The organism is Anaeromyxobacter sp. SG64, from assembly GCF_022690745.1.
Lineage (GTDB): Bacteria > Myxococcota > Myxococcia > Myxococcales > Anaeromyxobacteraceae > Anaeromyxobacter > Anaeromyxobacter soli.
In genome coordinates this window covers 14,820-26,240 of record NZ_JALCZB010000059.1, presented here as the reverse complement: position 1 = coordinate 26,240, position 11,421 = coordinate 14,820, and the positions used below count along the sequence as shown (strand labels likewise).

Annotated in this window: 11 protein-coding genes; 7 read left to right on the top strand and 4 right to left on the bottom strand. The window is 72.9% G+C overall.

Annotated elements, in window-relative coordinates; genetic code table 11:
* Positions 1-41: 41 nt before the first annotated feature.
* The 3 genes from MNZ29_RS16330 to MNZ29_RS25025 form a co-directional block, all read right to left on the bottom strand.
* On the bottom strand, positions 42-722 hold the full coding sequence (locus tag MNZ29_RS16330; protein ID WP_242355928.1) for a YsnF/AvaK domain-containing protein: 681 nt from the start codon (positions 720-722) through the stop codon (positions 42-44).
* A 214-nt stretch (positions 723-936) separates the two neighbouring features.
* Entirely contained in the window at positions 937-1,704 is a 768-nt protein-coding gene (locus tag MNZ29_RS16325) for an SGNH/GDSL hydrolase family protein (RefSeq protein ID WP_242333481.1), read from the bottom strand.
* A 173-nt stretch (positions 1,705-1,877) separates the two neighbouring features.
* Entirely contained in the window at positions 1,878-2,381 is a 504-nt protein-coding gene (locus MNZ29_RS25025; RefSeq protein WP_242333479.1) for a GreA/GreB family elongation factor, read from the bottom strand.
* Positions 2,382-2,496: 115 nt separating this feature from the next.
* Here MNZ29_RS25025 and MNZ29_RS16315 point away from each other — a divergent pair, with 115 nt between their 5' ends.
* From MNZ29_RS16315 to cydB, 4 genes are all read left to right on the top strand, one after another.
* Complete coding sequence (locus MNZ29_RS16315; protein ID WP_242333477.1) at positions 2,497-3,450, top strand: zinc-dependent alcohol dehydrogenase family protein; 954 nt, start codon at positions 2,497-2,499, stop codon at positions 3,448-3,450.
* A 42-nt stretch (positions 3,451-3,492) separates the two neighbouring features.
* Complete coding sequence (locus MNZ29_RS16310; protein WP_242355926.1) at positions 3,493-4,182, top strand: alpha-ketoglutarate-dependent dioxygenase AlkB; 690 nt, start codon at positions 3,493-3,495, stop codon at positions 4,180-4,182.
* A gap of 162 nt (positions 4,183-4,344) precedes the next feature.
* A complete protein-coding gene (locus tag MNZ29_RS16305; RefSeq protein WP_242333472.1) occupies positions 4,345-5,763 on the top strand; it encodes a cytochrome ubiquinol oxidase subunit I in 1,419 nt (472 codons plus the stop codon).
* On the top strand, positions 5,763-6,791 hold the full coding sequence (gene cydB / locus MNZ29_RS16300; protein WP_242355924.1) for a cytochrome d ubiquinol oxidase subunit II: 1,029 nt from the start codon (positions 5,763-5,765) through the stop codon (positions 6,789-6,791). Before MNZ29_RS16305 ends, cydB begins: the two co-directional genes overlap by 1 nt.
* 17 nt (positions 6,792-6,808) lie before the next feature.
* Here cydB and MNZ29_RS16295 read toward each other — a convergent pair whose 3' ends face one another.
* Positions 6,809-7,201 (bottom strand): hypothetical protein, encoded by a 393-nt coding sequence (locus MNZ29_RS16295; RefSeq protein ID WP_242355923.1) that lies wholly within the window; start codon positions 7,199-7,201, stop codon positions 6,809-6,811.
* 197 nt (positions 7,202-7,398) lie between these two features.
* Between MNZ29_RS16295 and MNZ29_RS16290 the strand changes: the two genes are divergently transcribed.
* The 3 genes from MNZ29_RS16290 to MNZ29_RS16280 all read left to right on the top strand — a co-directional run bounded on the left by MNZ29_RS16290 (position 7,399) and on the right by MNZ29_RS16280 (position 11,259).
* Complete coding sequence (locus MNZ29_RS16290; RefSeq protein ID WP_242355921.1) at positions 7,399-9,168, top strand: hypothetical protein; 1,770 nt, start codon at positions 7,399-7,401, stop codon at positions 9,166-9,168.
* Positions 9,169-9,307: 139 nt separating this feature from the next.
* Positions 9,308-9,790, top strand: a complete 483-nt coding sequence (locus tag MNZ29_RS16285; RefSeq protein ID WP_242355919.1) for an adenosine-specific kinase — start codon at positions 9,308-9,310, stop codon at positions 9,788-9,790.
* A gap of 137 nt (positions 9,791-9,927) precedes the next feature.
* Positions 9,928-11,259 (top strand): ABC transporter substrate-binding protein, encoded by a 1,332-nt coding sequence (locus MNZ29_RS16280; RefSeq protein ID WP_242355917.1) that lies wholly within the window; start codon positions 9,928-9,930, stop codon positions 11,257-11,259.
* The last annotated feature ends 162 nt before the right edge of the window (positions 11,260-11,421 follow it).

The window sequence follows — 11,421 nt, the reverse complement described above, 5'->3', positions numbered from 1 at the left end:
GGCCGCTCCCCGCCCTCGCGGGCAACGGCCGGCCCCGGCCGTCAGCGCTCGTCCGGATCGCGGCGCGGGCTGAGCGGGTCGCGCTCGAGGTCCCCCTCGCCCTCGATGCGCGCCTCCTCGCGGCGAACGTCGCCCGAGACGCGCTGCTCCTGGACCCGCGAGGTCTTCGACACCCGGACCTCCTCGCGGACGCGCGGGCGCTTCACCACCTCGACCTCCTCGTCGCGCACCGGGACGGAGATCGTCTTCTCCTCGAACGCGCCCGTCGCGGTGTGCTCGGTCCCCGAGGCCGGAATGCGCTCCACCCGGACCTCCTCGTGCATCACCGGCACGTCGAGCTGCTTGTGCTCGGTGACGACCTCCTTCGTCACGCGGACCTCACCCCTGTCCCGCACGTGCTTGCGCGCCTCGAGCTCCTCCTCGGAGAGCTGCATGCGCCCCTCCTCGCGCGTGCCCGCCTCCGGCGAGCGCAGCTCCGAGGTCCTCGCGGCGCCGCCCGTCAGCGCCCCCTCGACCTTCAGGTCCTCCTTCGTGCACGACAGCCAGAGCTCGTCGTCGCGGACGTCGCTCAGGAGATGCATCGGCACCTCGTAATCGCGGGGGAAGAAGAAGCCCTTCTCGATCACGATCCCGGTCGACGAGACGCTCACGATCTTCCCGAGATCCTCTCCGTCACGCGCGCGAACCTTCATCCCTTCCCGTACCGCCTGCTTCTCGAACATGCGGATCCCCTTCCTTGGATGTGCGGTGTCCCCATTGAGTTGGGGTGCGCGCGGCCGCGCGGCAAGAGGGCGGCGGGCGAGCGCCACGGGCACGCGCCCTCGCCGGCGGACCCTCGCGCCGCCACACGCGCGGGGACCCGGCGCGCGCTCAGTCTCGCCGGAGCTCCGCACGGGCGTGGGGCTCCCTCGCCGTACGGCTGCCTTCGCGGAGCCTTCAGGGCATCATCGCGCCGTCGACGCCGAAGCCGGCGCCCTTCGCGACGTGCGGCCGGGAGATGACGCGCGCGTCGAGGAGCGCGCGCTCCACGTACGCGGCGAGCGCGGCGTGTCCGGCGTCGTTGAGGTGGATCGTGTCCGCCGCGAAGCGCGGCAGCGCGTCCGGCGCGAACGCCTCGTCGCCGCGCACCACGACGGCGCCGACGGCGCGCGCCTCGTCCGCGAGCGCGGCGTCGTACGGGGCGCGCCGTGCGCGGTCGAGCCGCCGCCCGGGCTGCGGCGTGCAGACGACGAGCACCGCCCGCGGGAACGCGGCGCGGAGACCGCGCAGCACGGACGCGGCGGCATGCCGGAACGTCCCCGGCGCATCGGCCTCGCCGAGCGGCACCCCCGCGATCGCGTCGTTCGCGCCGTACATCACGACCACCACGCCGGGGCGGAGGCCGCTCCCCGCGAGCGCCCGCCAGCGGAGCTCTCCCGACGGCGCGGGACGGCCGGTCACGTCGGTGAGCGTCGAGCCGGGGAGCCCCTCGTTCACCTCGCTCCACCCGGCGTGGCGCGCGAGGAGCGTGGTCCAGCGCCGCTCGGGGCGGGACGCGCCGGTGCCCGCGGTCGTGCTCGAGCCGAAGAAGATCACCTGAGGCGCGTCCGTGGCCGCCGCGTCTCGCGGAGGCGCGGCGTGGCCCGCCATGCACGCGGCGAGGAGCGCCGCCGCGGCGGTCACTCCCCGCGCCCACCTGCCGGCGATCGTCCTCGCTCCGCTCATGTGACGCCCACGGTCCGGCGGATGCCGCCCGAGCGCGAGGAAGCGGGAAGGTCGCCGGACGGTGGAACGATGCTAGCGGGATGCGAGCGAGGGCGCGAGGGGGGGCCCCGGCCCGTGTTCGTGGGACGGGCGCCACGGGTGAGGGGCGCGCGACGCCCCGAAGCGGTGCCGCCTCAGCTCCGGCGCCGGACCTCGAGCACCGTGAACTCGCGCACGCCCGCGGGGAGATCCACCTCCACTGTGTCTCCGGCCTCGTGACCGAGGAGGGCTTGCGCCACCGGTGAGCTGACGCTGACGAGGCCGCGCCGCGCGTCGGCCTCGTCCGGTCCGACGATGCGCCAGGAGTGAGTGCGCCCTTCCTCGTCCTCCACGAGCACCCAGGTCCCGAACCCGACCCGGCCCTCGGGCGCGCTCTCGGGACCGAGCACCGTCAGGGCCGCGAGCGTCCCTTCGACGAGCGCGGCCCGCCTGTCGAGCTCGGCATGCCGCGCGGCGCGCGCGTGCTCCGGCAGCGCCGCCGCGTCCGCCCGGGCCTCGCGCAGCCGCTCGAGCTCCTGGCGCAGCGCCGCCTGCCCCTCCGGCGTGACGTACCTCACCTCGCCGGGGGCGACCCGGGGCGGCGCCCGCACGACGGGGCCGAGGTCGGGCGTCTCCTCGCTCGTGAACGCCTTGGACACGAGTCAATCCTAGGTCCTCCCGGGCGCGCCGGCGCGCGAGGACGGCCCTCGGGGCGCGTCGCCGCAGCCCCAAGGACGGCCCGCGGCGGCGCCGCGGCCCGGCTACTTCGCCCGCATGCGCGCCATGGTGGTCCCGAAGTTCGGCGGTCCCGACGTCCTCGAGCTCCGCGACGTCCCGAGGCCCACGCCCGGCCCCGGCGAGCTCCTCGTCCGCGTCATCGCCTCGGGCACGAACCCGGTCGACGCGAAGATCCGGCACTCCGGGACCTGGGCGCAGCTCGAGGTCCCCGCCGTGATCGGCTACGACGCGTCGGGCGTGGTCGAGGCGGTCGGCCCGGGTGTCACGCGCTTCCGCGAGGGCGACGAGGTGTTCTACACCCCGGAGATCTTCGGCAACCCGCACGGTACGTACGCCGAGTACGCCGTCGTGCAGGCGGCGATCGCCGCGCGGAAGCCGGCGCGGCTCACGCACGCCGAGGCGGCGGCGATCCCGCTCGCGGGCGGGACCGCGTACGAGGCGCTCGTGCGGCGCCTCGCGGTGCAGGTCGGCGAGACCGTGCTCATCCACGGCGGCGCGGGCGGCGTAGGCTCGTTCGCGGTCCAGATCGCCAAGGCGGCCGGGGCGCGCGTCATCGCGACCGCCGGCCCGGACAACCAGGAGACGCTGCGCGCGCTCGGCGCGGACGTCTGCGTGGACTACCGCGGCGAGAGCGTCGTGAAGGCCGCGCTCCGCGAGACGGGGGGGCAGGGGGTGGACGCGGTGCTCACCACCGTGGGAGGCGCCACGGTGCCCGGGTCGACCGAGGCGACGCGCCCGTTCGGCCGGATCGCCACGATCCTCGGCTGCGACGGCGACCTCACCTCGCTCTATCTCAAGAACCAGACGCTCCACGGCGTGTTCCTCACGCGCGAGGGGCGGCGGCTCGAGGAGCTCGCGCGTCTCGTGGAGCAGGGGAAGCTCCGGCCGCTCGTGGACGCGGTGCTCCCGCTCGAGGCGGCGGCCGAGGCCCACCGCCGGCTCGAGTCCGGGCACGGGCGCGGCAAGCTCGTCCTCGCCATCGGACGGTGACGCGGCGTGGCGGCGGCGCCGGGCCCGGTTATCGGTTCTGGGATGACGTCGGTCCGCTTCCAGCCCACGCTGTTCGACTCGGCCGCGCCGTCGTTCGACCGCTCGTTCGGCGGCGTGCGCCGCATCGAGCTCGACGCGGAGTCCTGGATCGACGTCGCGCCGGGGTGGGTCTCCGGCTCGGACGCGCTGTTCGAGGAGCTCCTCCGCACGCGCCGCTGGGGCCGGCGCAAGCGCAGGCTGTACGACCGCGAGGTGGAGGAGCCCCGGCTCACGGCGCCATGGAGCGCCGCGTCCGGAGTGCCGCTCGAGCCGGCGATCGTGGACGAGATGCGACGGGCGCTCTCGCGCCGGTACGGCGTCGAGCTCGACTCCGCCGGGTTCAACCTCTACCGCGACGGCGCGGATGGGGTGGCCTGGCACGGCGACCGGATCGAGAAGCGCGTCGCGGAGCCGATCGTCGCGCTGGTGTCGCTCGGGGAGCCGCGCCGGTTCCTCCTGCGCCGGAAGGGCGCCGGACGGCCCCTGGCGTTCGCGCTCGGCCGCGGCGACCTGCTCGTCACCGGCGGCCGGACGCAGCGGACGTGGCAGCACTCCGTCCCCAAGGTCGCGCGGGCGGGGCCGCGGATCAGCATCGCCTTCCGCCACGGCCTCGATCCGCGCGGCTACGGGGTCGAGGTGGAGGACGGCGAGGGCGAGGCGCCGGACCGGGAGCCCGGCGGACCCCCTCGCTGACGCATCACCTCCGACCGGGGGCGCCGGCGGCGCGCGCACGCGCGCACGCCCGTTCGGCGGGGCCCCCCGGGAACGCGCGGTTCTCCTTCACGCTCCTGCGCGAGGGGCGCACATTCTAGCGGCCCCTCCCGTGGCGAGGGGCCCCCCGCGAAGGAGCGCCCGATGGACGTCCTCACGCTCTCGCGCGTGCAGTTCGCGCTGACGATCATGTTTCACTATCTGTTCCCGCCGCTCACCATCGGGCTCGCGGCGGTGATCGCGGTGCTGCTCTGGAAGTACCTGCGGACCAAGGATCCCGTCTATCACTCGGCCGCCCACTTCTGGACCGGGCTCTTCGCGGCGAACTTCGCCATCGGCGTCGCGACCGGCGTCGTCATGGAGTTCCAGTTCGGCACGAACTGGTCGCGCTACTCGGTCTTCGTGGGCGACATCTTCGGCTCGGCGCTCGCGGCGGAGGGCATCTTCGCGTTCTTCCTGGAGTCGGGCTTCCTCGCCGTGCTGGTCTTCGGCTGGGACCGGGTGTCGCCGCGGATGCACTTCGTGTCGGCGGTGCTGGTCGCGCTCGGCTCGGTCTTCTCGGCGGTCTGGATCATCGTCGCGAACAGCTGGCAGCAGACGCCCGCCGGGTTCCGGGTCGTCGGCGAGGGCGCGGCGCGCCGCGCCGAGATCACCGGGTTCTGGGACGCGGTCCTGAACCCGTCGACGATAGGCCGGCTCCTGCACACCCTCAACGGCGCCTACGTGCTCGGCGCGTTCTTCGTGCTCAGCATCTCGGCCTTCTACCTCCTGCGCGGGAGGCACGAGGAGTTCGCGCGGCGGAGCTTCTCGGTCGCCCTCTCGTTCGGGGCGATCTTCTCCGTGCTCCTCCTCGTCACGGGCGACCAGAGCGCGCGCATCGTCGCCGAGCACCAGCCGCCGAAGCTCGCCGCCATGGAGGGGCACTTCGAGGACGGCCCGGCGGACCTCCACGTGTTCGGCGTGCCGAGGCCCGAGGAGGGCCGGGTCGCGCTCGGCGTAGCCATCCCCGGCGGTCTCTCGCTGCTCGTGCACCGCGACCCCCACGCCTCCATCCCGGGGCTCGCGTCGGTGCCGCCCGACGCGCGCCCGCCGGTCGCCGTGCCGTTCTACGCCTTCCACCTGATGGTCGCGCTCGGCACGGCGTTCATCGCGCTCACGCTCCTCGGCCTGTGGCTCCGCCGGAGGGGGACGCTCTTCCGCACGCGCTGGCTCCTGTGGATCTTCGTCTTCGCGGTGCTCGGGACGTACGCCTCGAACCAGCTCGGCTGGATCGTCGCGGAGGTGGGGCGGCAGCCCTGGACGGTGTGGAACCTGCTCCGCACCGAGCACTCGTTCTCGCTGTCCGTGACGGACGGCCAGGTGCTCCAGTCCCTCGTGCTGTTCGGGCTCGTCTACGCGGGCCTGTTCCTCGTCTGGGTCTACGTCATGAACGCGAAGATCCAGGCCGGGCCGCCGCCGGCGGTCCCGCCCCATGGTCCGACCAGGGGCAAGGAGCTCGTGGACGTCGCGGCCACCTACGAGGAGCCGGGGCGCTCCCACCTCGCAGGCGAGGGGAGGCGGTGATGGACCTGCAGGTGCTCTGGTTCGTCCTCCTCGGCGTGCTGCTCGCGGGCTACGCGGTGCTCGACGGGTTCGACCTCGGCGTCGGCACGCTCTACCTCCTCGCGCGGCGAGACGAGCAGCGCCGCGTGATGCTGAACGCGATCGGGCCGGTCTGGGACGGGAACGAGGTCTGGCTCGTCACGTTCGGCGGCGCGCTCTTCGCCGCGTTCCCGCGGGCGTACGCGACGGCGTTCAGCGCGCTCTACACGCCGCTCATGCTGCTCATCCTCGCGCTCATCTTCCGGGCCGTGGCGATCGAGTTCCGCAGCCGCCGCCCGTCGCGGGCCTGGCGCAACACCTGGGACGTCGCCTTCTTCGCCGCGAGCGCGCTCTCGCCCATCCTGTTCGGCGCCGCGGTCGGTAACGTCATGATGGGGCTGCCGGTGCGCGCCGACGGCGAGGCGCAGGTGGCGCTCTCCGGGCTCCTCTCGCCGTACGCGCTCCTCGTCGGCGTCTTCGCGCTCTCGCTCTTCGCGCTGCACGGGGCGGTGTGGCTCCTCATCAAGACCGAGGGGGAGCTACACGAGGAGGTGCGCCGCTGGGCCTGGAGCGCCGCCGGCGTGTTCTCGGTGCTCTACCTGCTCACGACGATCTTCACGCTCGTGGCCATCCCGCGCGCGACGGCGAACTTCGCCCACCTGCCGTGGGCGTGGGGCATCGTCGTCCTGAACGTCCTCGCGGCGGGGAACGTCCCGCGCGCCGTGTTCCTGCGCCGCTACTTCCAGGCGTTCGCCTCCTCCGCCCTGACGGTCGCCGGGCTCGTGGTGCTGTTCGGGCTCGCCCAGTGGCCGAACCTCGTCACCTCGAGCCTCGATCCCGCCCTGTCGATCACGATCCGGAACGGCTCCTCCACCGGCCCGACCTTGCGCAACATGGCGATCATCGCCGCCATGGGGATGCCGTTCGTGCTCGGCTACACCGGCCTCATCTACTGGGTGTTCCGCGGGAAGATCCGCGAGGGGGAGCACCGCGGCGGGCACGGGTACTGATCCGTCCGGACGCGCCTTCAGCGGAACCGTGCCGCGGCCGCGGAGAGCCCCTCCCGCTCGCACCAGCCCGCGAAGCGCCGTGGCAGGGCCTCGTCGCTGCCGGTCTGCACCGCCTGCGCGACGAGGTGCTCGGCCTGGGCGAGGTCCCCGGAGAGGCAGTGCAGGAACGCGAGCCGGACCGTCTCGCGCTCCGAGGCCGGCTCACCGAGGCCCGTCTCCGCGAGCACCGAGACCTCGTCCCAGCGCTGCGCCCGGCCCGCCGCGAGGGCGCGCCACCAGCGGAGCTCGGCCGCGAGCGCGGGCGGCGGGCTCGCCCCGGCGTCCCGCTCGAGGCGGGCGGCGTCGGCCGGGGAGGGCGACCAGAGGGGATCCTGGGCGAGGAGCGCGGCGAGGGGCGGGAGGTCGTGCACGGCGCGAGGTTAACGCGCTCGCGAGCGCGCCGCTCCCGTGGCGCAGCGCGCAACGCTTTCGCTTGACGCGACCGCGTCGCTTCCTGGATTTCTTCGCTCCGTCTCGCGTGGGGTCGGAAGGCCGCAAAGTGGCTCCGGGTCCGGCGCGAGTTCATAAAATGCCCCAGCCTTCCGAACCGCGCCCACCGGAGACCCCCGTGCAAGACATCGAAAAGCGCAACCTCATCGCCCAGTGGGCCTTCGACACCCGGCCGGTGCTCCTGCGCTTCCACCTCTGGCTGGAGGACGTCGAGGTCGAGCGCTACCAGGCCGATCCGGTGTCGGCCCACAGCTTCACGCCCCGCGGGATCGCCCGCTGCCTCGCCATGACCTCGGCGGCGACCGCGCTCGGCACGAAGCTCTTCGGCGACTACGGCGCCGGCGCGGGCAAGGACAAGGCGGCCTACAACCAGGTGAAGAAGAACGCCGACGCCATCAGCGCCTACGTGATGAGCGAGGGCCTCTGGACCACCACGCGCACGCTCCCCGAGAACCACGCCATCATGGTCTCCCTCGGCGAGGGGCTCATGCCCAAGGCCGGCGAGACGCCGGAGATGGGCGCGAACCCGCTGCTCGGCTTCGGCCGCGTCTACGCCCGGCCCGAGGTGGCGCGCATCGTGGACCGCCGCGTGCGCCGGCTGCTCAACGAGCCGGGTCACACCTTCGAGCAGTTCTACGGCTGGCTCCAGGACCGCGGCATCACGGTGTGGGGCGCCGCGGTGGACACGCTCGAGAACACCTCCCGCTTCGCCGAGGGGAAGCCGTCCGGCCCGATGGCGGTGTTCCACCTGTTCGACTCGCCGCTCACCGTGTCGCGGCCGTACGAGTCGTACATGGGCTGCCTCACGCTGCCGCGGAAGGTCGCCGCCGCGGCGGAGCGCGACTCGGTCCTGCTCGACTACCGCACGCCCCGCAAGCAGGTGATGGAGGCCATCGAGGCGACCTACCCCGGCATCCGGCGTGAGAACGTCCACGTCTGGACGCTGCGCGGGAAGAGCCGCGTGGGCCGGCTCGGGAAGCTCTGGGAGGAGTGGAAGGCGCTCGGCGCCCACCTCGTGGAGGACGGGTGGAAGGCGCCGTCCGGCCTCGAGGTCTTCACCGACTCCGGCACCTACGCGCCGACCTTCCTCGTGGGGAGCTGGGCGGACGGCGCGGGCGCGACGCACGTCTTCCTCTGCGACGGCTACGCCGCCACCGCCGAGGCCATGCAGGCCGCGAGCCTCTCGTCCGTGCTCGACGTGGACACGACCATGGCCACGTTCTCGCCGGCGTTCACGCTGCCCTGCGACGCCGAGGGCAAGCTCATGCAGCTCGACCCGCGGGCCGCCGACTTCGCGCGCCGGCTCGGCGAGCTGTTCGGCGGGAGGGTGCTCGAGGCGGGGGAGGTGAAGTCCTACGCCGAGGCCATCGAGGAGGCGGAGGCCGCCGCGATGCCGCTCAAGCAGCGCGTCATCCGGGCCGACGACTTCCTGCCCGAGAAGAAGTGGGGCGTCCTCGCGAGCCTCGGCTACATGTGCGACGACCCGTACTCCGGCGCGCCCGGCGTCACCCAGGTGCGCGAGGGCGTCTACAAGGTGACGACCCGGCTCGCCACCCGGCAGGCCTCCGCGAAGATGACCTTCACCTTCCGGCTCATGGAGTCGTTCGACGAGACGCGGCTCATCTTCAGCCCGCTCCTCTCGCGCTTCCTCTCCGGCGTGGATCCCGCGAGCCGCGCGGTGAAGATCTCCGACTCCGGCCGCATCCGGAACGAGCTGCAGACGATGCTCTCCCAGGCGCTCGAGCACGACGGCGAGAGGATCCGCGTGCACCTCGACCGGGTGGACGAGCGGGTCATGCCGCGGGAGAAGCAGGCCGCCATCCGCCGGGTGCTGGAGTGGTACAAGACGAACCACCCGGTGTGGTTCTCCTGGCTCGAGCTCGGCTGACCGGCTCGCCCGCGCGCTCCACGGGGCCCGGCCGCCGGCAGGCGCGCCGGGCTCGCCGTCCGAGGGAGGCAACCCACCTCGCGCCGCCCGCGCGCCGCGGGCGCGGCCATGATCGCGCCGTCCGCCCGCGGAGGCAGCGATGGAGCTCTCGTCCGTCCGAATCGAGAAGCCCGACGACGTGAACGTGATCGTCGGCCAGGCGCACTTCATCAAGACGGTGGAGGACCTGCACGAGGTGCTCGCCGGCTCCTCGCCGCACCTCAAGTTCGGGCTCGCGTTCTGCGAGTCGTCCGGGCCGCGCCTCGTCCGCCGCTCCGGCAACGACCCGGCGCTCGTGGCGCTCGCGGTGAGGAACGCGGAGGCGATCGGCGCCGGTCACTCCTTCGTGGTGTTCCTGCGCGAGGGCTTCCCCGTGAACGTGCTCAACGCGGTCAAGCTCGTGCCGGAGGTGTGCACGATCTTCTGCGCGACGGCGAACCCGGTCGAGGTGGTGGTCGCCGGCACCGACGCCGGGCGAGGGATCCTCGGCGTGGTGGACGGCGGCGCGCCGGCGGGCGTGGAGAGCGACGCGGACGTCGCCGAGCGCAAGGGGCTCCTCCGGCGGTTCGGCTACAAGCTGTGAAGCGCGGCGGCCGAGGCGGCGCTCGGCCGGACCGCCGTTGACGCGCCGCAGGGGCCCCGTCCGGCGCGTGCCGCCTCCGGCGCCGCCGTTAGGGCCCTCTCCGTACGTCACCCATCGTGTGACGGAGGGAGGCGGGCATGGCGAGCGATGGAAGGCGCGGCCTGACGCGCAGGGAGATCCTCAAGGCGGCGGGCGTCGGCGCGCTCGCGGCGGCGGCGGGAGCTCCGCGGCGCGCACGCGCGCAGCAGAAGACGCTCAAGATCGTGCAGTGGAGCCACTTCGTCCCCGGCTACGACAAGTGGTTCGACGGGGTGTTCTGCAAGCAGTGGGGCGCGAAGCACGGCACGCAGGTGGTGGTCGATCACATCGCCATCGGCGAGATCAACGCGCGCGCAGCGGCGGAGGTCTCGGCGCAGCGCGGCCACGACCTCTTCATGTTCCTCTCGCCGCCCGCGGCCTACGAGAAGCAGGTCATCGACCACACCGAGATCTACCAGTCGGTGGAGAAGAAGTGGGGCAAGCCGATCGACCTCGGCCACAAGTCCACCTTCAACCCGAAGACGAAGAAGTACTTCGCCTTCTCCGACAGCTACGTCCCCGACCCGGGCAACTACCGCCAGGATCTCTGGTCGCAGGTCGGGTTCCCGAAGGGCCCCGACACCTGGGACGACCTGCGCAAGGGCGGCAAGGCCATCAAGGACAAGTTCGGGAACCCGGTGGGCATCGGGCTGTCGCAGGAGCTCGACACCAACATGGCCGTGCGTGCGGTCATGTGGTCGTTCGGCGCGTCCGAGCAGGACGCCGAGGGGCGCGTCGTCATCAACTCCCCCCAGACCATCGAGGCGCTCAAGTACATGCGCGCGCTCTACAAGGAGGCCGAGACGGGCGAGATTTTCACCTGGGATCCCTCGTCCAACAACCGCGGCATCCTCGCCGGAAAGCTCTCCTTCGTCGCGAACGCCATCTCCGTCACGCGCACCGCGGAGAAGGAGAACCCGGAGATGTCGAAGAAGATCCAGATCGTCCCCGCGCTCAAGGGGCCGGTGCGCCGCATGGCCGCCGAGCACGTGATGGACTGCTACGCGATCTGGCGGTTCGCCGAGAACCCGGAGGGCGCGAAGCAGTTCCTCGTCGACTACATCGACGCGTTCGCGGAGGCCTTCAAGGCGAGCGAGTTCTACAACTTCCCGTGCTTCCCGAAGACAGTGCCCGACCTGAAGCAGCAGATCGCGAACGACCCCAAGGGCTCGCCGCCGGACAAGTACGCCGTGCTCGGCAACGTGCTGGAGTGGGCGACGAACGTCGGGTACCCCGGCTACGCCACCGCCGCGGTGGACGAGGCGTTCAACACCTTCGTGCTCCCGACCATGTTCGCGAAGGTCGCGCGCGACGAGCTCTCGCCCGAGGACTCGGCGAAGGCCGCGGAGAAGGAGCTGAAGCGGATCTGGGACAAGTGGAAGACCGCCTGAGGCGCAGGGACCCGGCGAGCGCGGGTAGCACCCCGTCGTGAACGTGGAAGACCGCCTCTAGCGGCGGCCGGAGATGAGGCGAGCGAAGCGAGCCCGCCGGGGCGGCCCCCGTGTCGCGGCGTCGGCCCCCCCGGTGGCGCATGCTCACCGCCGAGCCGGTGG

Bases quoted from the DNA above. Each gene is read 5' to 3' on its own strand.
- MNZ29_RS16330 (WP_242355928.1), bottom strand. From the start codon at position 722: ATGTTCGAGAAGCAGGCGGTACGGGAAGGGATGAAGGTTCGCGCGCGT.
- MNZ29_RS16325 (WP_242333481.1), bottom strand. From the start codon at position 1,704: ATGAGCGGAGCGAGGACGATCGCCGGCAGGTGGGCGCGGGGAGTGACC.
- MNZ29_RS16285 (WP_242355919.1), top strand. From the start codon at position 9,308: ATGGAGCTCTCGTCCGTCCGAATCGAGAAGCCCGACGACGTGAACGTG.
- MNZ29_RS16280 (WP_242355917.1), top strand. From the start codon at position 9,928: ATGGCGAGCGATGGAAGGCGCGGCCTGACGCGCAGGGAGATCCTCAAG.
- MNZ29_RS16310 (WP_242355926.1), top strand. From the start codon at position 3,493: ATGACGTCGGTCCGCTTCCAGCCCACGCTGTTCGACTCGGCCGCGCCG.
- MNZ29_RS16305 (WP_242333472.1), top strand. From the start codon at position 4,345: ATGGACGTCCTCACGCTCTCGCGCGTGCAGTTCGCGCTGACGATCATG.
- cydB (WP_242355924.1), top strand. From the start codon at position 5,763: ATGGACCTGCAGGTGCTCTGGTTCGTCCTCCTCGGCGTGCTGCTCGCG.
- MNZ29_RS16315 (WP_242333477.1), top strand. From the start codon at position 2,497: ATGCGCGCCATGGTGGTCCCGAAGTTCGGCGGTCCCGACGTCCTCGAG.